Genomic DNA, 21,189 nt, shown 5'->3' on the forward strand with positions numbered 1-21,189 from the left:
GCCCCCGCCCCCGCCGCGAGGGCGGCGAGCCGGGCGACCTCGGCGGCGAGCGCCTCGCTCCGCCGCAGGCGCGCGCTCGCCGCGGCGATGCCCCCCGCCGTCCCGCGCAGGGCCGCCACCGCCGCGGCGATGCCCTCGAGGGCCTCGTAGGCCGCGAGGGCAGCGCGCAGCCGCGTGATCTCCCGCTCCCCGTCGCGCACGACGCGCTGGTCCTCGGCGACCCGCTCGCGCTGGAGCGCCTGCATGTCGCGGATGATGCCGGCCTCCTGCCCGATCGAGAGCACCGCCGAGCGCTTGGCCGGCTTCTCGCCGAGGAGGAAGACCGGGAACTTCTGGTGGGCCACGTGGACGTCGAGGTCCTCGACCCGGGTGATGCCGAACAGGCGCTCGACCCAGGCCGGGACGTCGCGCCCGCCGGTCTCGAGGCGGGTGCCGTCCTCGACCACGACCGTCCCGTCCGGCGCGTGCAGCGACCACAGGTTCACCGGGGTGCGCTTCGGCTGGCGCACGAAGCGCAGGATCCGCCCGTGCGCGACCCCGACCTCGATCCGCGCGGCGCCCGCCCCGGCGCGCACCAGGCCGTCGCGGGCCTCGCCGTAGAACACCGCCCGCAGGGCCCGGATCACCGTCGACTTGCCGCGGTTGTTCGGCCCCACCAGGGCGTTGACGCCGGGAGCGAGGGGCAGGGTGGCATCGCGGAAACCCTGCACGTCGACGAGCCGCACGAAACGGAAGCCCGGCTGCTCGGGCGACCAGGCGGCGGAGCACGCGGCGGCCGGGCCGTCGATGGACACCCCGCTCTCCGGCAGGCCGGCGATCCGGCTCACCGTCAGCCCGGCGTCGAACCCGCCGACGTCGTGGTGGGAGATCGCCAGACACTGCACGCCGAGGCGCGCGGCGCCGTCGTCGAGCACGCGGTAGAAGGCCGGCACCCGGTCGGGCGCGATCCAGCAATCGGCCTCGTCGAGGGCGAGGAAGCGGCCGACCCCCGCCTTGACCACCGCGATGAGGCGCAGCGCCATCCCGACCACGTTGGTCATGGCGCCGCCGTTGTCCTCCAGCACGTCCTCGCGGCCGCCGTCCGGGCGCCGGACCCCGATGTCGAGGGCCGGCAGGCCGCGCTCGGTGGTGAGGTCGAGGGAGACCGGCTTCTCGCCCGGCAGCACCTCCTGGACCAGGGCGGAGAGCAGGGTCTCGAACGTCGCGACGCTGCGACGGTTGGCGTCCTGCTGCAGCTCGCGCAGGTAGGTCTCGACGGCGTCGCGCAGCGCCAGCCGCCCCTTGGCGGCCGCGACCGCGCGGGTCCCGGCCGCCAGGGCCGAGCGGTCGCGGTCCCGCTCCGCCTCCAGGCGGGCGAGCGCCCGCGCCGCCGCCTCGACCGCCGCGAGGTGGTCGTCCGCGCGCGCGGTGCCGGGCTGCGTCACGCGCCCACCTCAGCGCGGCTCGGAGAGGGCGGCGAGCCGGGCCTGGACGGCCTGGAGCGCCTGCGCGAAGGCCTCGACCCGGCGGGCGTTCTCGGCCCGGGCCTCCTCGATCATCCGGCGGATCTCGGCCTCGTCGTCGGTGCCGAGCTCCTCCCGGGCCTGGGCCCTCGCCGCCGCGAGCTCGGCCGTGAGGCGCTCGACGTCGCTCTCGGCCCGGATGCGGTCCGCCCGCAGGCGCTCGTAGGTCGGCTGCAGCGCCTCGAGGCGCTTGAGCGCCTCGGCGTCCTGGCTCGTCCGGCTCCGCTCCATCCCCGCCCGTCTCTCCGCGATTCCCGTCCCCCCAAGGTGGCGTGCCGGGGCTCCGGATGCCAGGGGCGCGCGCCCGCACGGGGGCCCGGGAACGTTCCAGAAATGTTCGCGCGCCCCGGTTGACGAAATGGGCAAATCAGCCCAGTGTTCCGCAAATGTTCCATGGCTCGGGCCGGTTTGTAAAGCGGCCCGGACACCTGATCGGAGCCGGGAGACCCGAATGGACACCACCTGCCGGGACGAGGCCGCGGCCGAGGCCGCGTCGCTGTTCGAGAATCGCGAGTGGCGCGTCTGCGCGGACGGCCTCGAGCATCGCGCGACCGGCTACTTCATCGCCCGCGAGGCCCTGTCCGCCCGCCGCCCCGACGGCTACTGGGAATGGCCCCTCCACCTCTCCGAGAAGAGCTGGTGCGGCGTGCGCAGCTTCCGGGAGGCGTTCGCGGCGGCGCTCGCGGCGTTCGGGATCGCGGCGGACCGCAAGCTCAGCCTGTCCTTCGCCCTCGGCTTCGGCACCCGGGTTGGCGGCGGGGCGCCGGACGCCTTCGTGCCCCTGGCCGACCTCGTGCGCCTGCGCGCCCCCGCCCAGCCCCGCCCTGCGCCGGCGCCCCGAACCCTCGCGGCCGTCGGCGCCTGAGGCCCGCGGGCGAGAAGCACGGATTCGAGGCTCACTGCGTCAGCCGGGCCTGCGCGACCGTGCGGCTGAACAGGGCGTTCATCGCCTCGTCGATGCCCTGGGTCGGGCTGACCTCGGAGTACAGCCCGGGCGAGGCGCAGGCCTGCATCGGGTTCCCGATGGCGCTGGCGAAGGGCGCGATCCAGGTGTTGTACCAGGAGTTCGTGGGCAGCGGCAGGTAGGTGGTGTAGAGCACCGCGATCTTGATGCCGCGCTGCTTCATGGCCTGGCAGGTCGCGACCGTCAGGGGCTCCTGGCAGCGGCCGCCCGTCGTCGGCTTGGTGCAGGTCACCGGGTAGTAGGCGTCGGCCACGCCGTCGGACACGAAGAACACGACCTTCTGGGCCGCCGCCGGCTGCGTGCCGTCCCCGGGGACCGGGATCGCGAGGTTGAGGGCCGACAGGATCCCGTCGAAATCCGTGCACTGGTCGTTGTTGTAGCCCTGCTGCGGGATCGTCATCAGGTCGACCGCGGCGGCGTTCTGCCTGGCCTGCCTGAGGTCCGAGCTCAGGGCGCTGACCTTCGTCAGCGCCACGTTCTGGCAGGTCGTCCCCATCGTGTAGATCGCGGCCCGGAACTGCCCCGGCACGATGGCGGTCGCGGTCGCGGTGTCCATGAGCTTCTGGGTCGCCTGGCGCACCACGTCGATGCGCATCGTGACGCCGAGCTTCTTCGCCAGGGTGTAGTAATCCTTCTGCCCGGCCGAGATGTCGTGGCAGGCGAACGCGCACTTGTCCGAGGTGTTGTTGACCATCGTGGCGATGTCGGCCGTGGTCGCGCCGACACCCATCGACGGCGAGTTGTCGAGCATCAGGTAGAAGTCCATGTAGGTCGGGACGGCCGAGGTCGAGCTCGCCCGCCCGGCGAGCGCGACCGACTGGATGCCGGCCACGCCCACGAGGCTCGTCGCGAGGGTGGCGGTGTAGGAGACGGCGGTCGTGCGCACGCCGTTCGCATCGGTGACCGTCGCGGTGGCGGCGACGTTCGACAGGCCCTTGGTGCTCTTGGACAGGTCCCGGAAGTACGCCAGCGCGAAGGCCTGGGCGGCCGTCGCGTCCATCGCCATGGCGCCGCGGTTCACGACCGAGAGCGCGGCGGCGTCGGCGGCGGCGTTCAGCTCCGCCTTCGCGCCGGCGGCGGCGCTGTAGTCGATCCCGGCCGCGACGATGAGGACGAGGGGCAGGAGCACGATGGCGGCCAGGACCGCGACGGCGCCGCCCCGGTCGGCGCAAAAGCGCCGCCACGCCGCCCGGGGCCCCGGCCGGCGTCGCGCCAGGCCGGCGATCATCTGCCCGAAGCGACGGGATCCCGGGGCCGGCATGACACTCTCCGCGACTCAACGAGGACGGCGACGCGGCACAGCTCTGTTAGGCCTTGTCTCTCCGTGAGATCGCCGCAAAACCCCTTCCGAAGGCTTAAGCGCCAAGACGAGGCGCCCTCGCCGCCAGTTCTGACCGGCGGCCGGCGGCGGTCGACACTCGGGCGAACGCTCCGTGAGGTTAACGATGGTCTGCGTCAGGCGCCTTGCGGGGGCCGCGCGGCGCCGACGCGTCGTGCGCAGCGGGGGTGATTGCGGGATTCTCATCCACCCCGGCCCGTGCTAGAGCGGCACCCGTTCGCGCGGCCTTCGGCTGCCGCCCCCGGTCCGCGTCCCGACGCTCCCTCGCGCCGAGACCGGTGTCCAGGTCGGCGGGGAGCGCCCTCGGTCCCCGTCGCGACGCCCGCCCTCGCGCCGAACCGGTGCCCGCCGCGGCGGGGAGCACGTCGGGGCGGAGCGGATGCCGGTTCGTCGCGGGGACGCCGTCAGATTCGGGGATCGAGGGCCGCGGCCGGGGTGCCCGGCCGGGCGTCGCGGACGCGAGGAGCCAGCACGGGTGAGCCAGTATCGCAGCGTCGAGATCGTCGTCCGCGGCCGGGTGCAGGGCGTCGGCTACCGGGCCTGGGCGAAGACCCGCGCGGAGGCGCTCGGCCTCTCGGGACACGTCCGCAACCGGCGCGAGGGCACCGTCGAGGCCCGCCTGACGGGACCCGCCGAGGCCGTGACGGCGATGGTCGCGGCCTGCCGGGAGGGGCCGGCCGGCGCCCGGGTCGCGGATGTCGGCGTCGCCGACATCCCGGCGGCGGCCGGCGAGCGCGGCGTCCGCATCCTGCCGACAGCCTGACGGGGATCCGGGATGGGGCACGGATTCCAGGCGGGCGGGGCGGCGTGAGCAGCTTCTCGCTCCTCGACCTCGCCGCGGTCGCGGTCTTCCTCGTCGCCTGGATCGGCTACAGCGTCGCGGTCGAGGGGTCGGCGCGCCGCCGGCCCAGCCTCAACGGCATGATGGACCGCTACCGCCACGCCTGGGCCGACCAGCTGATCGTGCGCGAGAACCGGGTGGTCGACACCACCATCAACGCCTCGCTCCAGAACGGCACCGCGTTCTTCGCCTCGACCTCCCTCATCGCGCTCGGCAGCGTGCTCACCCTGACCCGCTCGGCCGACGACGTCCTGACCCTGTTCGCCACCCTGCCGTTCGGCACGCAGACCACCCGGACGACCTGGGAGATCAAGGTCGCCGGGCTCGCGCTGATCTTCGTCTACGCCTTCTTCAAGTTCGCCTGGGCCTACCGGCTGTTCAACTACGGGGCGATCCTGATCGGGGCCGTCCCGCCCCGCGGCGGCGACCCCGAGGCGATCGCCCGCGCGGCGCGCCGGGCGGCGGCCATGAACGTGGTCGCGGGCGGGCACTTCAACCGCGGCCAGCGCGCGTTCTTCTTCGCGCTGGCCTATCTCGGCTGGTTCGTCAGCGCCTACGTGCTGTTCGTCACCACGGTGGCGGTGCTCACCGTGATGTGGCACCGCCAGTTCGCCTCCGACGCGCGCCGCGCCCTCAAGGACAACGATGACCCCCCGGACACCGACGACCGCCGGGACCCGTGAGCGGCCCGGCGAGGACGCCCTCGCGGAGACCCTCCTGCGCCTCGTGGCGGAGCGCGGCCCCGACAAGACCGTCTGCCCCTCGGAGGTGGCCCGGGCCCTGGGCGGTCCGCACCCGGACGGCTGGGGGCCGCTGATGCAGCCGGTCCGCCGCCAGGCGGTGCGGCTGATGAAGGAGGGACGGGTCGCCATCCTGCGCAAGGGCCGCGTCGTGCCCGATCCCGACGATTTCCGGGGCGTGTACCGGCTCTCGCTGCCGCGGTGACGGCCCGCCCGCCCGGGACGCCGCCTCACCGCGCTCCCGCGGCCTGGCCCGTCGCGGGAGGATCGTTCGGCGCCGGGAACAACGCGTCGGTGTAGCCGGCGAGGTGGTAGGCGAGGAGCCCGGCCCACTCGCGGACGGCGACGTCGGTCTGGAACAGTCCGCGCCCCGCCATCGCGGGCGGCACGTCGCCCCCGGCCGTGCGGTAATCGACCGGGTAGGGCGTCACCGGGAAGCCGGCGCGCCGGAAGCAGCCGACCGCGCGCGGCATGTGCCAGGCGGAGGTGACGAGGAGCCAGCGCTCGCCGGCCGCCGGGGCGGCCAGCGCGGCGCTGTAGGTCGCGTTCTCGCGGGTGTTGCGCGAGCGCTCCTCGTACAGGAGCCGCCCGGGTTCCACGCCGAGGCCCGCCGCGTGGCGCCGGACGATCTCCGCCTCCGAGGCGCCCCCTCTGAGCCGGCCCGAGCCGCCCGAGAAGACGATCCGGGCCTCCGGGTAGCGCCGGGCGAGGTCGCCGAGGGCGATCATGCGCTCGCCCGCGTCGTTGAGGACGAGCTGGCCGTGGGCCAGGGACGCCTCAGGCTCGACGGCGCCCCCCAGCACCACGATCCCGGCCACCGGCCCGCCGTCATCCGCGAAGGCCGGGAAGCGCTCCTCCAGCGGCGCGCCCAGCCAGGCCGGGACCGGCGACAGGCCCGCGGCGCCGAGGGCGAGGAGGCTGGCGAGGCCGAGCCCGAGGCCGAGGGCCCGGCGCCGCGTCAGGACGGCGACGCCGCAGCCCGCGAGCCCGACGACGAGGAGCAGGTTGGAGGGGGTGGCGAGGAACCACAGCACCTTCGAGGCGACGAAGAACATGGGAGAGCGGTCCCGAGGGCTGGCGGCGCGCGGCCCGGCTGGCCCGCGCGAACGAGGCCGGTCCGGCGCGGCGGGCCCGTCCGGGCGGTGCCCGTGCCCGGCTTCAGCCGGTCTCGGCCTCGTAGCGCGCCCGGGTCTCGGCGTTCGGCGGGTAGAGGCCCGGCAGCGGCAATCCCTTGTCCACCTCGCGCATGATCCACAGCTCGAGGCGCTCCTGCTCGACGGCGGCGAGCGCCACCTCCTCGGCGATCGCCGCCGGGATCAGCACCGCGCCGTCGCCGTCCGCCACCACGATGTCGTCGGGAAACACCGCCACGCCGCCGCACCCGATCGGCTCGCCCCAGCCGACGAAGGTCAGGCCCGCCACCGAGGCGGGCGCCGCGATGCCGGCGCACCAGACCGGCAGGCCGGTGCCGTCGACGCCCTCCCCGTCCCGCACCGCGCCGTCGGTGACCAGGGCGGCGACGCCGCGCTTGCGCATCCGGGCGCACAGGATGTCGCCGAAGATGCCCGCGTCGGTCACGCCCATCGCGTCCACCACCGTGACGCAGCCCTCGGGCATCGCCTCGATGGCCGCCCGGGTCGAGGTCGGGCTCGACCAGGATTCGGGCGTCGCCAGGTCCTCGCGGGCCGGCACGAAGCGCAGCGTGAAGGCCGGGCCGACCACCCGGCTGCCCGCCGCGAAACGCGGGGTCGGGCCGCGCATCCAGCAGCGCCGGATGCCCTTCTTGAGGAGCACCGTGGTGAGGGTCGCGGTGGTGACGGCGTGAAGCGCGTCGAGAAGCGTCTTGTCGAGCGGCATCGGGCCTTCGGGGGTGAGAGGCGGGAAGGAACGCCGGAGACCTACCGTATCGCGCGCGCCGCGGCCACGGCGACCTTGCGGAGGGCGACCTTGCGGGCGGCGGAAGGGCTGCGCGGGGGCGCGGCGCTTCCCGATCAGCTCAGCGGCGGCAGGGCGCCCCGCGCCGCCGGGCGGGCGCTGATGCGGGCGTACCAGTCCCGCAGCGCCGGCCGCTCGACGCGCGCCACATCGAGGTGCAGCCAGCGGTGCGCCGCGCAGCCGAGGGCGATGTCGGCCGCCGTGAAGTCCTCCCCGACCGCGTAGGCGCGTCCCCTCAGGTGCGCCTCGAGGATCGCCGCGCAGGCCTCCGCCTCGGCGACCGAGCGCGCGATGATTGCGGCGTCCTGCGCCGCGGGCGCCGTCCGCACCGTCTGCCAGAAGACGTCGCGCATCGCCGGCGTGAACGTGCCGGCCTGCCAGTCGAGCCACTGGTCGACATGCCCGCGGGCCCGGGCCCCCTCCGGCCAGAGGGCGCCCGCGCCGTGCCCTCGCGCGAGGTAGCGCAGGATGGCGTTCGATTCCCACAGGACGTAGCCGTCCTCCTCGAGCACCGGCACGAGGCCGTTGGGGTTGAGGGCGAGGTAGGCGGGCTCCCGCACCCGCCCGAAGGCGCCCCCGGCCTCGACCCGCTCGTAGGCGAGCCCGAGCTCCTCCAGGCCCCACACGGCCTTCTGCACGTTCACGGAGTTGAGCCGCCCCCAGAGCCTGCGCATCGCCGTTGTCCCTCCCTGTCGCCCGCTCAGTCGTCCGCCGGCGGATAGGCGTGCGGGCGCCCGCCCGGATCGGTGACCGTCCAGCCCTCGCCCGCGGGCACGAGGTAGCCCGGCCCCACCGGCACCTTGCCGTGCCCGCCCGGAATGTCGAGGACGTAGGCGGGCTGGCACAGCCCCGAGATCCGCCCCCGCAGGTGGCGCATGAGGGCCTGGCCCGCCGCGATCGACGTGCGCAGGTGGGCGGTGCCTGGGGCGAGGTCGCCCTGGTGCAGGTAGTAGGGCTTGATCCGGTTCTCCACGAAGGCGCGCATGAGGGCGCCGAGCGTGTCGGGATCGTCGTTGACGCCGGCCAGCAGCACCGACTGGCTCACGAGGGGGATGCCCGCATCGACGAGGCGCGCCACCGCGGCCGTGGCGGCGGGAGTGAATTCCCGCGGGTGGTTGGCGTGCAGCGCCACGAACACCGCCCGCCCGAACCCCTTGAGGGCCGCCACCAGGGCGTCGTCGACCCGCCCCGGATCGACCACCGGCACCCGGGTGTGGACGCGCAGCACGCGGACGTGGTCGAGCGCCCCGAGGGCCTGCGCCACGGCGCCGAGGCGCCGGGGCGAGAGCATGAACGGGTCCCCTCCCGTGACCACGACCTCCCAGATCTCCGGGTGCGCCGCCACGTAGGCGATCGCGGCCGCGAGCTCCGCCTCGCTCAGGGTGCCGAGCCCCTCGGGGCCCACCACCTCGCGCCGGAAGCAGAACCGGCAGTAGACCGGGCAGACGTGGAGCGGCTTCAGGAGCACCCGGTCGGGGTAGCGGTGGACGATGCCCGGAAGCGGCGCGTGGGCCTCGTCGCCGATCGGGTCGGCGCGCTCCTCCGGCGCCGTGTCGAGCTCCTCGGCGCGGGGCACGAACTGGCGGCCGACGCCGTCGTCCGGATCCTCGATCAACCCGGCGACGTCCGGCGTGAGCGAGACGGCGTAGCGGGCCGCGACCCGCTCCAGGGCCGGCAGCCGCTCCGCCGGCACGAGGCCGGCGGCCGCGAGGGCGGCCGGGCTGCGCAGCGTCCCGCTCAACGTCCCGCCTCCACGGGCGTCCAGATCACCTCCTCGATCCGGCGCGCGCCCGTCGCCAGCATCACGAGGCGGTCGAAGCCGAGGGCGATCCCGCTCGCCTCCGGCATGGCGGCGACGGCGAGCAGGAAATCCTCGTCGAGGGGGTAGCGCTCGCCGTAGATCCGGGCCTTCTCGTCCATCTCGGCCTCGAAGCGCCGGCGCTGCTCGACCGCGTCGGTGAGCTCGCCGAACGCGTTGGCGAGCTCGACCCCGCAGCAATAGAGCTCGAAGCGCTCCGCGACCCGGGGATCGGCCGGGCTCGGCCGGGCGAGCGCCGCCTCGGGCATCGGGTACTCGCACAGGATCGTGGCCCGGCCGAGCCCGAGGGCGGGCTCGACCCGCTCCACCATCACCCGGCTGAACAGGTCGGCCCAGGTGTCGTCGGGCGCGGTGCGCAGGCCCGCCCCCGCGAGGGCGGCGGAGAGCCCCTCCCGGTCGGTGGCGCCGTCCGGGCCCACGGTGGCGAGGAGGTCGATGCCGGCGAGCCGTCCGAAGGCCTCCGCCACGGTGAGGCGCTCCGGCTCGGCGAAGGGGTCGGCCTCCTGCCCGCGGAAGCGGAACCGGGCCGTGCCGGCGGTCTCGGCCGCGAGCCCGAGCAGCGCCGCGCAGTCCCGCATCAGGCGGTCGTAGGTCTCCCCGGCCCGGTACCATTCGAGCAGGGTGAAGGCGGGGTGGTGCAGCGGCCCGCGCTCGCGGTTGCGGTAGACCGCGCCGAGGCTGAACAGCCGCGTCTCCCCGGCCGCCAGCAGCTTCTTGCAGGCGAATTCCGGCGAGGTGTGCAGGTAGAGGGGCCGGCGCGCCCCGTCCGGCCCGACCGCCTCGGTGGCGAAGGCGGCGAGGTGCGCCTCGTTGCCGGGCGAGACCTGGAGGGCCGCGGCCTCGACCTCGACGAAGTCGGCCCGCGCGAACCACCCGCGCAGGGCGGCGGCGATGCGGTTGCGCGCGATCAGGCGCGGCCGCCGGTCGGCGTGGACGTGGGGGGCCCACCAGGGCGAGGCGGTGGTCATGGCTTTAGGGTGCTCGGCTCCAGGGTGCTCGGCTCGACGGCGCTCGGACAGGGCGCGCCCCCCGGGGTTGCGGGCGAGGCCCGGGGCGGCGCCGGCGACTGGCGGTCGCGCGTGAGATGCGATAGGGCGGGCCGGAAGGCTCCCGCCGGCCGCGGCTTGGCGGACGCCGCCGGCTTCTGTCAACGCACTCTCTCTAGGATTCGCCCCGTGAAGGTGATCGCCAGTTCGCTCCGCAAAGGCAACGTCGTCGACAAGGACGGCAAGCTCTACGTGATCCTCTCCGCCGAGAACATCCATCCCGGCAAGGGCACCCCGGTGACCCAGCTCGACATGCGCCGCATCACCGACGGCGTGAAGGTCTCGGAGCGCTACCGCACCACCGAGCAGGTCGAGCGCGCCTTCGTGGAGGACCGGGAGCACACCTTCCTGTACAGCGACAGCGAGGGGTTCCACTTCATGAACCCCGAATCCTACGAGCAGGTCGCGGTGCCCCAGGACGTGGTGGGCGACCAGGCGGCCTACCTGCAGGAGGGCATGGCGGTGATGCTCTCGCAGCACAACGGCGTCCCGCTGACCCTCGAACTGCCCCAGCGCGTCACCCTCGAGATCACCGACACCGAGCCGGTCACCAAGGGCCAGACCGCGTCCTCGTCCTACAAGCCCGCCACGCTCTCGAACGGCCTGCGCACCCTGGTGCCGCCCCACATCTCGACCGGCACCCGCGTGGTCATCATGACGGCCGACGGGTCGTACGTGGAGCGCGCGAAGGATTGATCCGCCCGGGGCCGGCGCGGCCCCCCCGAGACCGGCGCGGCCCCCCCCCGGAGGCCGGCGCGGCCTCGCCCTACGGCCCGCCCGCCTCGCGGTAGCAGGCCTGCGACAGGACGAGGGCCCGCGCCCGGTCCCCGGGCGAGAAGGCGCCGCGCTCGGCGGCCTGCCACAGGCCCTCCCGGCGCAGGTCCGCCAGCAGGCAGCGCGCCGCCAGCCGGCAGGCCGGCGCGCCGCCCCCGGCCGCGGTGCAGTTCGCCCGGTACTCGCGCAGGAACTGGGCCTGCCCCGCCCGGGGATGGGGCCCGGTCAGCGCCGCGAGGCCGGCGAGCAGCCCGAGCAGCAGCGGCTGGTGCACGAGGTAGACCGCGAGGCTGTGGCGCCCCGCCGCCGCGAGGAGCCGCCCGCCCGGGCCGCGGGGCCGCCAGGCGAGGAGCCGCATGCCCGCCAGGCGCGGCAGCGCGAGGCGCCCGGCGAGGACCCCTGCCAGCACGAGGCCGAACCACGGCACCAGCGGCACGTAGTCGTTCGTCGTCGGCACCCCCCGGCCGAGGCCGAGGAACAGCAGGAGCGGCGCGTCGAGGACGGGCGGGGCCGCCCCGCTCCAGGCGAGGAGCGGCCGCGCCGCCAGGATCGCCGCGGCGCCGAGCCCGACGAGAGGCAACGGCGCGCGCAGAGCCGGCAGCGCCAGAACGCTCGACAGCGCGATGGCGTGCAGGATGCCGAAGAAGATCCAGCTGTCCGGGAACGCGAACCGGGTCGCCAGGGAGATCAGCGCGGCGGCGCCCGCGATGCGCGCGAGCCGGGCGAGGAAGGGGCGCCACGCCAGGCCCCTGCCCTGCGCCAGGCCCCCGCCCTGCGCCAGGACGAGGCTCGCTCCCACGAGCAGGAGGAAGCTGCCCGCGATGGCGTGGGCCGCCCCGCGCCCGGCGGGCGCGAGGGCGACGTTCTCCGGCGTCAGCCGCAGGAAGCCGAGATCCCAGGCCAGGTGGTAGAGCGCCATGGCGGCGAGCGCGCCGCCCCGCAGCGCGTCGATGAGGGCGAGGCGTCCCGGCCCGCGCGCCGGGGCGGCGGCGGCCGGGGCCGGCACGGGTCGCGGGGGAGTCACCACGCCGTGCCCCTGCTAGAGGCCGCACGCCGCGCGCATCGGCGCCTGCGGCGAAATCACGCGGCCGCCGCCCTGTAAGTTCCTGGGGCAAGCAACTCCTGCATACGACGCTGCCGATTTGCCTCCCCCGATTGCAGAACGCACCGCGGCGGGATGACGCCAGGGAAAACATTCCACCCCCGGACCCCTGATCTCGCCCGATTCGGGCTTCCCCGAAGTCATGACTTTGTTAATCTCCGGGTGAAGCGCGCGACGCGATTCGGTGTGGGTTGCTTACGATGTCGGACGAATTCGGTTCAGGCCCCCTTGGCCCGCGGCCGGGGAGTGCGTTCGAGGAGGGTGCGCGCGGCGCCGCCACCGGGTTCGACGCCGAGTTGGAACGGCCGCTCGATATCGTCGAGGTCAGCGGCCGCATCAAGTGGTTCGACGTCGCCAAGGGGTTCGGCTTCATCGTGCCCGACAACGGCGCGCCGGACGTCCTCCTGCACGTGACCTGCCTGCGCCGCGACGGCTACCAGAGCGCCAGCGAGGGCGCCCACATCGTGGTCGAGGCGGTGCAGCGCACCCGCGGCTGGCAGACCTTCCGCATCCTCTCCCTGGACCAGTCGACCGCGACCCACCCGGCCGAGCTGCCGATGCCGCGCACCCACGTCACCGTGGTGCCGACGAGCGGGCTCGAGAGCGCCGTGGTCAAGTGGTTCAACCGCCTGCGCGGCTTCGGCTTCCTGAGCCGGGGCGACGGCACGCCCGACATCTTCGTCCACATGGAGACCCTGCGGCGCTACGGCATCGCGGAGCTCAAGCCCGGCGAACGCGTGATGGTGCGCTACGGCGACGGCTCGAAGGGCCTGATGGCCGCGGAAGTGCGCCTGGCGGATGGCACGCTGCCGGCCTCGCACTAGTTCCGCCTCCATGTCGCATCGCTCCGCACGGCCCGTGGCCGCACCGGCGCGCGGGCTCAGGGCCGCGCTCGTCTCCAGCCTCCTCCTCATCCTCTGCGTCCTGCCGGCCGCGGCCGGCGGGCCGTTCGAGCCCCTGGCCATCGCCTCCCGCAACGGCCGCCACGCCTTCCAGGTCGAGGTGATGCGCGACGACGCCAGCCGCGCGCAGGGGCTGATGTTCCGGCGCACGATGGCGCCCGACCGGGGCATGCTGTTCGACTTCGAGCGGGTCGAGCCGGTCAGCATGTGGATGAAGAACACCTACCTGCCGCTCGACATGCTGTTCATCCGGGCGGACGGCACGGTGGCGCGCATCGCCGCCGACACCGAGCCGCTCTCGACCCGCACCATCCTGTCGGGCGAGCCGGTTCTCGGCGTGCTCGAACTCAACGCCGGCACCGCCGCCCGCCTCGGGCTGCACGCCGGCGACAGGGTGGAGCACCCGCTCTTTCGCGGGCGGTAGGGGCGGCGGAGCCGGCCGCCGGGCCGCCGCCCTACTCCCGCGCCGGGCCCCGCCCTTGCGCCAGGCCCTGCCCCCGCGCCAGGCCCTCGAGGCCCCGCACGTAGGCCTCCGGCAGCCCGTTCGCCCGGGCGGCGGCGACCACGCCCTCCAGGTAGCCCGGGCGGGGCACGCCCCCGCTGCCCCGGCCGAGGTAGATCAGGGCGCGCCTGACCCCGCCCGCCATCGCCACGGGCTGCTGCGCCTTGACGTAGAGGCCGCCCGCCACCCCCTCGTAGCGGTCGAGCGCCGGCACGTCGGCGAGCGCCAGGTCCCAGACCACGCCCCACACCGTCGCGGCGGGGTCGCGCAGCACCGAGGCGTAGCCCTCCCGCAGGATGACCGGGCGGTGCCGGTGCAGGCGGCCGAGGCCCAGGAGCGCCGAGGACGGGCAGCGCCGGGCCATGGCGGCCCGGTCCATGTTCGAGCCGTAGGCGAAGTAGAGCGGCACGCGGGGCGTCAGGCGAATTCCAGGATCACGGCGTCGACCGCGAGGCTGTCGCCCTCCTTGGCCTGGATGGTCTGGATGGTGCCGTCGCGCTCGGCGCGCAGCACGTTCTCCATCTTCATGGCCTCCACCACGGCGAGCGGCTCGCCGGCCTTCACCTCCTGGCCCGCCGTGACCATGATGGCCTTCACGAGGCCGGGCATGGGGCAGAGCAGCTGCTTGCCGGACCCGCCCACCTCCTTGACGGGCATCAGGGCGGCGAGGTCGGCCTCCCGCCGGGTGTAGACCCGCGCCTCCGCGGCCGCGCCCGCGTGCTGGAGCGCCACCCCGTTGAGGAGCCCGCGCACCTGGATCGCCGCCGGCTCGCCCCCGATGGTGCCGGTCCAGACCGGCTCGCCCGGGCGCCACCGGCTCTCGACCGGCCAGGTGACGCCGTCCGCGAACGCGACCGCGATCCCGCCGTCGACGGTCTCGACGGTCGCCTCGAAGCGCTGGTCGCCGAGCATCACCACCCGGTCGCGCTCGAAGCGCAGGAGCTTCGGGTCCCGCATCTGGCCGGAGATGTTGCGCTTGCGCTCGTTGAGGCCGTGGTCGATGGCCGCCGCCGCCGCCGCCATCCGGCGGGCCGCCTCGCCCTCGGGCCGGGGCGCCTCGAAGCCGTCCGGGAACTCCTCCGCGATGAAGCCCGTGGAGAGCTGCCCCGCCTGCCAGCGCGGGTGGTGCATCAGGGCGGAGAGGAACGGGATGTTGTGGCGGATGCCGTCGATCGCGAAGGCGTCGAGGGCCCGGGCCTGCGAGCGGATCGCGGCCTCGCGGGTCGGCGCCCAGGTCACGAGCTTGGCGATCATCGGATCGTAGTGGATCGCGATCTCGCTCCCCTCCTCGACGCCGGTGTCGTTGCGCACGGTCGCGCCGCCGTGCTCGCCCTCCGCCGGGGGCCGGTAGGTGGTGAGCCGGCCGATCGAGGGCAGGAAGTTGCGGGTCGGGTCCTCGGCGTAGACCCGGCTCTCCACCGCCCAGCCGTCGAGCCGCACGTCGGCCTGGCTGATCGGCAGGCGCTCCCCGGCTGCGACCCGGATCATCAGCTCCACGAGGTCGAGGCCGGTGATCATCTCGGTGACCGGGTGCTCGACCTGGAGCCGGGTGTTCATCTCCAGGAAGTAGAACGACTTGTCCTGCCCGGCGACGAACTCGACGGTGCCGGCCGAGTCGTACGCCACGGCCTTGGCCAGGGCCACGGCCTGCTCGCCCATCCTCCGGCGGGTCTCGGGGTCGAGGAGGGGGCTGGGTGCCTCCTCGATGACCTTCTGGTTGCGGCGCTGGATCGAGCACTCGCGCTCGCCCAGGTAGACGACGTTGCCGTGCTTGTCGCCGATGACCTGGATCTCGATGTGGCGCGGGTCGGTGATGAACTTCTCGACGAACACCCGGTCGTCGCCGAAGGAGGAGGCGGCCTCCGAGCGGGCGCGGGCGAAGCCCTCCGCCACCTCGGCCGAGGCGTGCGCGATGCGCATGCCCTTGCCGCCGCCGCCCGCCGAGGCCTTGATCATCACCGGGTAGCCGATCTCGTCGGCGATCTCGACCGCGTGCTCGGGGCTCTCGATCACGCCGAGGAAGCCGGGCACGGTCGAGACCTCGGCGGCGGAGGCCGCCTTCTTCGACTCGATCTTGTCGCCCATGGCGGCGATCGCGCCCGGATTGGGGCCGATGAACACGATCCCGGCGGCCTCGAGGGCCTTCGGAAAGGCCTCGCGCTCCGACAGGAAGCCGTAGCCCGGATGCACCGCCTGGGCGCCGGTCTGCCGGCAGGCCTCCACGATCTTGTCGATGACGAGGTAGGACTGGGCCGCCGCGGCGGGACCGATCAGGACCGCCTCGTCCGCCATCGCCACGTGCAGCGCGTCGCGGTCGGCCTCGGAGTAGACCGCGACCGTCTTGATCCCCATGCGGCGCGCCGTCTTGATGATGCGGCAGGCGATCTCGCCCCGGTTGGCGATCAGGATCTTCTCGAACATCGGTCCGCACACTCTGGTCGGTGAGGAGGGTCGGGCGCCGCACGCCCAAGCTGCTTCCCGTTAAAGCAGTTGCGGGCGTTGGGAAAGCTGGCCGCGCGCCGAGGGCGTTCGGCCGGGCATGGGCGCGCGGCCCGGCCCGTTTTCAGGCCGCCCGGGCCGGCACCTCCGGGTGGACCACGAAGCAGCCCTTGCCCCGCTCCTTGGCCGCGTAGAGTGCCGCGTCGGCGCGCGCCATCAGCGCCGCGCCGGCCTCGGCTCCCCCCGCCGGGCGGCAGGCGATCCCGATGCTGGCCCCGACCCGGACCGTCGGCCCGTCGTCGAGCACGAAGGGCAGGGACATCGCGCTGACGATGCGACGGGCGAGCAGCGCGGCCTGCTCCTCCCCGGCCCCGCCCGCCACGAGGACGAACTCGTCGCCGCCGAGGCGGGCCACCAACCCGCCCGCCCCGAGGCAGTCCGACAGGCACGCCGCCGCCGCGCAGAGGAGTCGGTCGCCCGCCCCGTGGCCGTAGGTGTCGTTGACGCCCTTGAATCCGTCGAGATCCAGGCAGAGGAGCGCGAACCGCGCCTCGCCGGCGCACCGCTCCGCCAGCTGCTGCTCCAGGGCGCGCCGGTTGGCGAGGCCCGTGAGGCTGTCGCGCATGGCGCGCGCCTCCATCTCCTCCTCCGCCACCATCACGGCCACCAGCATGCGGTTGATCCGGAAGGCCGCGTTGCCGACGACCAGGAGGTAGACCGGGATCTCCAGGGCGAGGATGGTGAGGAGCGTGCTCCCGCTCCAGAGCGCGCCGACGCCGAGGGGCGCGATGCAGACGACCAGCTGCAGCACGGCGCCCCGGGGCGCGACGTAGCTGCGCACCACGAGGCCGCCGCTCACCGCCACGGCCGACGTGGCGGCCAGGACCTGGAACGCCGGGTCGCCGGTCAGCATCGCCGCCATGGTGGTGACGCCCACGAGGGCGCACCAGACGTGGTCGAGGGTGATGAAGAGGTCGGTGGGCGTGTCGCGGCCCGCCGCAGCGCGCCGGTAGGACGCGACCAGCGCGGACAGGCGCGCCGCGTTGAGCGCGAGGTCGAAGGCGGCGAGGCCGATGTGGAACGGCGTCGGGTGCCGGATCGCCCCGATGACGTTGATGAGCGTGAGGTCGAGGAGCCCAACGAGCCAGATCGGAACCAGCCCGTACATGTGGGCCCGCAGCGTCGCGCGCACCCGCTCCGAGACGGGCAGGTTGCAGTCGGCGAGCCAGGCGGTGAGGCGCCAGCGCATGGGAGAGAAGGCGAGGTTCGGACGCCCGCCGGCCTGCCCGAACTGGCCGCAGCAGGCCCGCCGCAGGGCTCTTGCCGCCCGCAACGCCCGCGCGGCCCCGGGCGCGACCCGGTCCCGCCCCATGTCGGCGGCACCGCGCGACCGGGCTCCGTCGGACCTGTTCTCCGCCCTTGACCTAAGGCTCATGGACCGACGTTCCGCCTTCCCCACGCGTCGGAGATCCTGGCACGCCGATCGATAGGATACCCTTAAGGCACGTTCCCTTGCGTCATGTCGGGCGCCGTGGCCCGGTGGCGGCCGGCGTCGACCCGGCCGCGTGATCCAGCCCTCAAGCGGCGTCCGCCCAGGCCTCGCCGGGGGCGCCGGCCCGGGCGCTGCCCGAGAGGGCGCAGGCCAGGAGCTGCTCGTGGCTCGACTCGGCCTCGCGGATCACCTCCCGGGCGATCTCGACGCCGAGGGGGGTCGGGCCGCGGCCGGCCGTGAGCGAGGCGGCGAGCCAGTGCGCGAGGTCGGCGTCGACGTAGCCGGTCGGGCGCTCGCCCCAGACCGCGAAGTCGACCACCGCGGCGGTCAGGAAGGTGCCGAAGGCGGGATCCACGGACGCCACCGCCCGCTCGAGGGCGATCAGCATGTCGGCCTCCTCGCGGCAGCGGAAGCCGTCGGGGAGCAGCGTGCGGCCGAGTTCGCGCACGTCCTCCAGGCTGATGGCGCCCTGGGCGACGATACGGTTACAGAAGTCTTGCAGCGAAATCTTGATCATCTGTCGTGCCTCCCCGGCCTTTGTTTGCGCCGGTGCTTGTCCCTGTCTGATGTCGACTATGCAGGAGAGGCAGCAGGTGGGGAGTTAACGGCCGAATCTGAATCCGCGTTCAGGTTAAGCTGAGGCAACGCGATTGCGTTGCCAGAGTCTTGCGGGAATGCTCAGCGCACGATCACCTTCGCGTCGGGGCCGACCCGGTTGTAGAGGTCGACCACGTCGATGTTGCGCATCCGGATGCAGCCCGACGAGGCGGCCTGGCCGATCCGCTCCGGCTCGTTGGTGCCGTGGATGCGGTAGAGCGTGTCGCGGTTGCCGTCCGCGAGGTAGAGGGCGCGGGCGCCGAGCGGGTTGGCGGGCCCGCCCTTCATTGGATGGACGTGGGGCCAGCGCTTCACCATCTCGGCCGGGGGGTTCCAGTCCGGCCAGGGCGCCTTGCGGAAGACCCGCGCGGTGCCGCTCCAGCCGTAGGCCTCGTCCCCGACGGTGACGCCGTAGCGGACCGCCTTGCGGTCGGGCAGCACGTAGTAGAGCTGGCGCTGCTTCGTCTCGACCACGATGGTGCCGGGGGCCTCGCCGGTCGGGTCGTCGATGAGGTAGCGGGCGTAGAGGCGGTCGACCTCGCCCTCCGGCACCATCGCCATCCAGGCCGCGTCCTGCGCCGACAGCTCCGGATCCGGGATGGGCTTGTACAGGCACCCCGGCAGCGCCAGGACGACCGCGAGGGCGAGGCAGTGGCGGCGCATGGTCGGGAGACCTCTCAGGCAGTCCGGCGACGTGGAATCATGGTTGACCGAATCGGACCCTAGAGCTTGGCCGCGGCGTCGCGAAGCCTCCGCGTGCGGCCGGGCCGCAGTTCCGCGGCCTGTGTTGCGTCCGGGTCAGCGTCCTGCCACGGTGGAACCGGGGTGGGGCCGGCCGCGGGGCGGGCCTTGAGGAACGCTCAACCTGGCGCGGGTGCGATGACGACGCTCTATCTCTGCCATCCGGCCTCCCTCGACCACGCCATGCCGCCGGGCCATCCCGAGCGGGCGGACCGGATCCGGGTCATCGAGCGGGTGCTCGAGGACGAGCGCTTCGGCACCCTGGTGCGCGAGCAGGCGCCGCGGGCCGACCTCGCGACGGCGGCGCTCGCGCACCCGGAGGCCTACGTCGCGGCGATCGCCGAGGCGGCCCCCCGCGAGGGAATGGTGGCGATCGACGCGGACACCGTGATGTCGCCCGGCACCCTGGAGGCGGCCCTGCGGGCGGTCGGGGCCGCCGTGCAGGCCGTCGACGAGGTGATGACCGGCCGGGTCGGGAACGCCTTCGCGGCCATGCGCCCGCCCGGCCACCACGCCGAGCGCGCGCGCGCCATGGGCTTCTGCCTCTTCAACAACGCCGCCGTCGCGGTCCGGCACGCCCGGGCCCGCTACGGCGCGCAGCGCGTGGCCCTGGTCGACTGGGACGTCCACCACGGCAACGGCTCGCAGGACATCTTCTGGGGCGACCGGGACGTGATGTACTGCTCGACCCACCAGATGCCGCTCTTCCCCGGCACCGGCGCGGCCTCGGAGCGCGGCGACCACGACACCATCGTCAACGTGCCCCTGCACCCGGGCGACGACGGCACGACGTTCCGGGAGGCCTTCGCGCACGGCATCGCGCCGCGGCTCGACGCCTTCCGCCCCGACCTGATCGTGATCTCGGCCGGCTTCGACGCGCATTGGCGCGACCCCCTGGCCAACCTCAAGCTCACCGAGGCCGACTTCGCCTGGGCCACCCGGGAGGTGATGGCGGTCGCCGACCGCCACGCCGGCGGCCGGGTGGTCTCGCTGCTCGAGGGCGGCTACGACCTCGAAGGGCTGTCGCGCTCGGTCGCGGCGCACGTCGAGACGCTGATGGGGCGCTGAGGCCGGCGCCGGCTCCCGGGGCCGCGCCGCCCCGGAAGCCTAGCACTCGAGCGGCTCGTCCCCCACCATCTCGATGCCGAAGCCCGAGAGGCCGACATAGGCCCGCGAGGCGCTCGAGATGTTGCGGATCGAGACCACGCCGAGGTCGCGCAGGATCTGGGCGCCGAGGCCGACCTCGCGCCACTGGCGCACCCGGGCCGCCTCGGCGCCGTCGCCCGCCCCGTCGGGGAACTGCGACAGGGGCACGCCGGCGGTGCCATCGCGCAGGTACACGAGCACGCCGCGGCCCTCCTGGGCGAAGCGGCGCATCACCGCCTCGATGGTCCGGCCGCCCTCGATCACGTCCGCCACCACGTTCGAGCGGTGCAGGCGCACGAGCACGTCGCGCCCCTCGCCGATGCGCCCGTGCACGAAGGCGAATTGCTGCATCGGCTCGAAGGGCGTGGTGTAGGCGTAGCCCGTGAGCGCGCCCCACTCGGTCTTGACCGGGAAGCTGCCGACGCGCTCGACGAGCTTCTCGCGCGCCTGCCGGTAGGCGATGAGCTCCGCCACCGAGATCTGCCGCAGGCCGTGCTTCTCCGCGAAGGCGGCGATCTGCGGCCCCTTCATGACGGTGCCGTCGTCGTTGGCGAGCTCGCAGATCACCCCGACGGGCGGCAGCCGCGCCAGGCGGCAGAGGTCGACCGCGGCCTCGGTGTGGCCCGAGCGCATCAGCACGCCGCCGTCCCGGGCGATCAGCGGGAAGACGTGGCCGGGGCGCACGAAGTCGGCCGCCCCCATGTTGCCGTTGGCGAGCGCCCGCACGGTGTTGCAGCGCTGCTCGGCCGAGATGCCGGTGGTCAGCCCGTGCTTGACGTCGACCGTGACCGTGAAGGCGGTGCCGAGCGGCGCGTCGTTGGAGGTCACCATCGGCTCGAGGCGCAGGCGCCTGGCCTCCCCGGGCGTGATCGGCGCGCAGACGATGCCGCAGGTGTTGCGGATGATGAACGCCATCTTCTCCGGGGTGCAGAGCGAGGCCGCGACGACGAGGTCGCCCTCGTTCTCGCGATCGTCGTCGTCGGTGACGATCACGATCTCGCCGCGGGCGAAGGCGTCGATCGCCTCGTTCATGGACGCGTGGGTCACGGGCATCTCCTGCCGCGGGGGCATGAGCCCCAGGAAGTCGTTGGGCGTCACGGCCCCGCCGGTCTCGCGGGCCACGAGGGCGGCGGTCTCGCGCGACAGCCACGGGGCCGGGTTGTTGCACAGGCCCGTCACCGACGCGGGCGACAGGCCGCAGCGCCGGGCGAAGTCGAGGCGGGTCACGCCCTGCCGCCGGAGCCAGTCGCCGAGTTTCACCCGCCCGTCATAGCCCGGCGGCGGTTTCGGTCAAAATGAATTCGCCGT

General features: G+C 74.2%; 23 protein-coding genes. 8 read left to right on the forward strand and 15 right to left on the reverse strand.

Going from position 1 to position 21,189, the window contains the following annotated elements; translation table 11 throughout:
• Both DT057_RS20905 and DT057_RS20910 read right to left on the reverse strand, forming a co-directional pair.
• The coding region (locus DT057_RS20905; RefSeq protein ID WP_128564038.1) for an AAA family ATPase at window positions 1–1,424 on the reverse strand (1,424 nt) is incomplete at its 3' end.
• Between the two features lie 9 nt (window positions 1,425–1,433).
• The gene (locus DT057_RS20910; protein ID WP_128564039.1) at window positions 1,434–1,733 is read right to left on the reverse strand and encodes a hypothetical protein; all 300 of its coding nucleotides are present in this window, start codon (window positions 1,731–1,733) and stop codon (window positions 1,434–1,436) included.
• A 220-nt stretch (window positions 1,734–1,953) separates the two neighbouring features.
• Here DT057_RS20910 and DT057_RS20915 point away from each other — a divergent pair, with 220 nt between their 5' ends.
• Window positions 1,954–2,367, forward strand: coding sequence for a hypothetical protein (locus tag DT057_RS20915; RefSeq protein WP_128564040.1), 414 nt, complete (start codon window positions 1,954–1,956; stop codon window positions 2,365–2,367).
• 31 nt (window positions 2,368–2,398) lie between these two features.
• Here the strand turns inward: DT057_RS20915 and DT057_RS20920 are convergent, their stop codons facing one another.
• On the reverse strand, window positions 2,399–3,727 hold the full coding sequence (locus DT057_RS20920) for a TadE/TadG family type IV pilus assembly protein (protein WP_238313326.1): 1,329 nt from the start codon (window positions 3,725–3,727) through the stop codon (window positions 2,399–2,401).
• 553 nt (window positions 3,728–4,280) lie between these two features.
• On the opposite strand from DT057_RS20920, the gene DT057_RS20925 reads away from it, so the two are divergent.
• Genes DT057_RS20925 through DT057_RS20935 form a run of 3 tightly spaced genes read left to right on the forward strand, consistent with a single transcriptional unit; the run spans window position 4,281 to window position 5,591 of the window.
• Window positions 4,281–4,568 (forward strand): acylphosphatase, encoded by a 288-nt coding sequence (locus tag DT057_RS20925; RefSeq protein ID WP_128564041.1) that lies wholly within the window; start codon window positions 4,281–4,283, stop codon window positions 4,566–4,568.
• A 44-nt stretch (window positions 4,569–4,612) separates the two neighbouring features.
• Window positions 4,613–5,329, forward strand: a complete 717-nt coding sequence (locus tag DT057_RS20930) for a DUF599 domain-containing protein (RefSeq protein ID WP_128564042.1) — start codon at window positions 4,613–4,615, stop codon at window positions 5,327–5,329.
• Window positions 5,292–5,591 carry a DUF3253 domain-containing protein gene (locus DT057_RS20935; protein ID WP_128564043.1) on the forward strand — a complete coding sequence of 100 codons (300 nt, stop codon included), beginning with the start codon at window positions 5,292–5,294 and terminating at the stop codon, window positions 5,589–5,591. Before DT057_RS20930 ends, DT057_RS20935 begins: the two co-directional genes overlap by 38 nt.
• A gap of 25 nt (window positions 5,592–5,616) precedes the next feature.
• Here DT057_RS20935 and DT057_RS20940 read toward each other — a convergent pair whose 3' ends face one another.
• The 5 genes from DT057_RS20940 to epmA all read right to left on the reverse strand — a co-directional run bounded on the left by DT057_RS20940 (window position 5,617) and on the right by epmA (window position 10,108).
• A complete protein-coding gene (locus tag DT057_RS20940; protein ID WP_128564044.1) occupies window positions 5,617–6,441 on the reverse strand; it encodes a YdcF family protein in 825 nt (274 codons plus the stop codon).
• A gap of 103 nt (window positions 6,442–6,544) precedes the next feature.
• Window positions 6,545–7,243, reverse strand: a complete 699-nt coding sequence (locus DT057_RS20945; RefSeq protein ID WP_128564045.1) for a ribonuclease activity regulator RraA — start codon at window positions 7,241–7,243, stop codon at window positions 6,545–6,547.
• A 134-nt stretch (window positions 7,244–7,377) separates the two neighbouring features.
• Window positions 7,378–7,995, reverse strand: a complete 618-nt coding sequence (locus DT057_RS20950; protein ID WP_128564046.1) for a glutathione S-transferase family protein — start codon at window positions 7,993–7,995, stop codon at window positions 7,378–7,380.
• 26 nt (window positions 7,996–8,021) lie between these two features.
• Window positions 8,022–9,062, reverse strand: a complete 1,041-nt coding sequence (locus DT057_RS20955; RefSeq protein ID WP_128564047.1) for a lysine-2,3-aminomutase-like protein — start codon at window positions 9,060–9,062, stop codon at window positions 8,022–8,024.
• Window positions 9,059–10,108: an EF-P lysine aminoacylase EpmA gene (epmA, locus tag DT057_RS20960; RefSeq protein ID WP_128564048.1), complete on the reverse strand. Its 1,050-nt coding sequence runs from the start codon at window positions 10,106–10,108 to the stop codon at window positions 9,059–9,061. Before epmA ends, DT057_RS20955 begins: the two co-directional genes overlap by 4 nt.
• 207 nt (window positions 10,109–10,315) lie before the next feature.
• Here epmA and efp point away from each other — a divergent pair, with 207 nt between their 5' ends.
• Window positions 10,316–10,882, forward strand: coding sequence for an elongation factor P (gene efp, locus DT057_RS20965; protein WP_128564049.1), 567 nt, complete (start codon window positions 10,316–10,318; stop codon window positions 10,880–10,882).
• 70 nt (window positions 10,883–10,952) lie between these two features.
• Here efp and DT057_RS20970 read toward each other — a convergent pair whose 3' ends face one another.
• The gene (locus tag DT057_RS20970; protein ID WP_128564065.1) at window positions 10,953–11,966 is read right to left on the reverse strand and encodes a heparan-alpha-glucosaminide N-acetyltransferase; all 1,014 of its coding nucleotides are present in this window, start codon (window positions 11,964–11,966) and stop codon (window positions 10,953–10,955) included.
• Window positions 11,967–12,262: 296 nt separating this feature from the next.
• Between DT057_RS20970 and DT057_RS20975 the strand changes: the two genes are divergently transcribed.
• Together DT057_RS20975 and DT057_RS20980 are read left to right on the forward strand one after the other, a co-directional pair.
• On the forward strand, window positions 12,263–12,886 hold the full coding sequence (locus DT057_RS20975; RefSeq protein WP_128564050.1) for a cold-shock protein: 624 nt from the start codon (window positions 12,263–12,265) through the stop codon (window positions 12,884–12,886).
• A 10-nt stretch (window positions 12,887–12,896) separates the two neighbouring features.
• A complete protein-coding gene (locus DT057_RS20980; RefSeq protein ID WP_128564051.1) occupies window positions 12,897–13,388 on the forward strand; it encodes a DUF192 domain-containing protein in 492 nt (163 codons plus the stop codon).
• A 31-nt stretch (window positions 13,389–13,419) separates the two neighbouring features.
• On the opposite strand, the gene DT057_RS20985 is transcribed toward DT057_RS20980, so the two are convergent.
• The 5 genes from DT057_RS20985 to DT057_RS21005 form a co-directional block, all read right to left on the reverse strand.
• Window positions 13,420–13,875 carry a gamma-glutamylcyclotransferase family protein gene (locus DT057_RS20985; protein ID WP_128564052.1) on the reverse strand — a complete coding sequence of 152 codons (456 nt, stop codon included), beginning with the start codon at window positions 13,873–13,875 and terminating at the stop codon, window positions 13,420–13,422.
• 8 nt (window positions 13,876–13,883) lie between these two features.
• Window positions 13,884–15,887 (reverse strand): acetyl-CoA carboxylase biotin carboxylase subunit, encoded by a 2,004-nt coding sequence (locus tag DT057_RS20990; protein ID WP_128564053.1) that lies wholly within the window; start codon window positions 15,885–15,887, stop codon window positions 13,884–13,886.
• 142 nt (window positions 15,888–16,029) lie between these two features.
• Complete coding sequence (locus tag DT057_RS20995; RefSeq protein ID WP_162501456.1) at window positions 16,030–17,277, reverse strand: GGDEF domain-containing protein; 1,248 nt, start codon at window positions 17,275–17,277, stop codon at window positions 16,030–16,032.
• 205 nt (window positions 17,278–17,482) lie between these two features.
• Complete coding sequence (locus DT057_RS21000; RefSeq protein ID WP_128564055.1) at window positions 17,483–17,914, reverse strand: hypothetical protein; 432 nt, start codon at window positions 17,912–17,914, stop codon at window positions 17,483–17,485.
• Between the two features lie 161 nt (window positions 17,915–18,075).
• A complete protein-coding gene (locus tag DT057_RS21005) occupies window positions 18,076–18,657 on the reverse strand; it encodes a L,D-transpeptidase (RefSeq protein WP_128564056.1) in 582 nt (193 codons plus the stop codon).
• Between the two features lie 216 nt (window positions 18,658–18,873).
• On the opposite strand from DT057_RS21005, the gene DT057_RS21010 reads away from it, so the two are divergent.
• On the forward strand, window positions 18,874–19,803 hold the full coding sequence (locus DT057_RS21010; RefSeq protein ID WP_128564057.1) for a histone deacetylase family protein: 930 nt from the start codon (window positions 18,874–18,876) through the stop codon (window positions 19,801–19,803).
• Between the two features lie 39 nt (window positions 19,804–19,842).
• On the opposite strand, the gene ribB is transcribed toward DT057_RS21010, so the two are convergent.
• Complete coding sequence (gene ribB / locus DT057_RS21015; RefSeq protein WP_128564066.1) at window positions 19,843–20,934, reverse strand: 3,4-dihydroxy-2-butanone-4-phosphate synthase; 1,092 nt, start codon at window positions 20,932–20,934, stop codon at window positions 19,843–19,845.
• Window positions 20,935–21,189: the final 255 nt, after the last annotated feature.

The organism is Methylobacterium crusticola, from assembly GCF_003574465.1.
Classification (GTDB): domain Bacteria; phylum Pseudomonadota; class Alphaproteobacteria; order Rhizobiales; family Beijerinckiaceae; genus Methylobacterium; species Methylobacterium crusticola.

Excerpts from the sequence above, each read along its gene's own strand:
- DT057_RS20995 (WP_162501456.1), bottom strand. The coding sequence starts at position 17,277 with ATGGGGCGGGACCGGGTCGCGCCCGGGGCCGCGCGGGCGTTGCGGGCG.
- DT057_RS21000 (WP_128564055.1), bottom strand. The coding sequence starts at position 17,914 with ATGATCAAGATTTCGCTGCAAGACTTCTGTAACCGTATCGTCGCCCAG.
- DT057_RS20920 (WP_238313326.1), bottom strand. The coding sequence starts at position 3,727 with ATGCCGGCCCCGGGATCCCGTCGCTTCGGGCAGATGATCGCCGGCCTG.
- DT057_RS20935 (WP_128564043.1), top strand. The coding sequence starts at position 5,292 with ATGACCCCCCGGACACCGACGACCGCCGGGACCCGTGAGCGGCCCGGC.
- DT057_RS20910 (WP_128564039.1), bottom strand. The coding sequence starts at position 1,733 with ATGGAGCGGAGCCGGACGAGCCAGGACGCCGAGGCGCTCAAGCGCCTC.
- epmA (WP_128564048.1), bottom strand. The coding sequence starts at position 10,108 with ATGACCACCGCCTCGCCCTGGTGGGCCCCCCACGTCCACGCCGACCGG.
- ribB (WP_128564066.1), bottom strand. The coding sequence starts at position 20,934 with ATGCCCGTGACCCACGCGTCCATGAACGAGGCGATCGACGCCTTCGCC.
- DT057_RS20940 (WP_128564044.1), bottom strand. The coding sequence starts at position 6,441 with ATGTTCTTCGTCGCCTCGAAGGTGCTGTGGTTCCTCGCCACCCCCTCC.
- DT057_RS20950 (WP_128564046.1), bottom strand. The coding sequence starts at position 7,995 with ATGCGCAGGCTCTGGGGGCGGCTCAACTCCGTGAACGTGCAGAAGGCC.
- DT057_RS20980 (WP_128564051.1), top strand. The coding sequence starts at position 12,897 with ATGTCGCATCGCTCCGCACGGCCCGTGGCCGCACCGGCGCGCGGGCTC.
- DT057_RS21005 (WP_128564056.1), bottom strand. The coding sequence starts at position 18,657 with ATGCGCCGCCACTGCCTCGCCCTCGCGGTCGTCCTGGCGCTGCCGGGG.
- DT057_RS20915 (WP_128564040.1), top strand. The coding sequence starts at position 1,954 with ATGGACACCACCTGCCGGGACGAGGCCGCGGCCGAGGCCGCGTCGCTG.
- DT057_RS20975 (WP_128564050.1), top strand. The coding sequence starts at position 12,263 with ATGTCGGACGAATTCGGTTCAGGCCCCCTTGGCCCGCGGCCGGGGAGT.
- DT057_RS20945 (WP_128564045.1), bottom strand. The coding sequence starts at position 7,243 with ATGCCGCTCGACAAGACGCTTCTCGACGCGCTTCACGCCGTCACCACC.
- DT057_RS20990 (WP_128564053.1), bottom strand. The coding sequence starts at position 15,887 with ATGTTCGAGAAGATCCTGATCGCCAACCGGGGCGAGATCGCCTGCCGC.
- DT057_RS21010 (WP_128564057.1), top strand. The coding sequence starts at position 18,874 with ATGACGACGCTCTATCTCTGCCATCCGGCCTCCCTCGACCACGCCATG.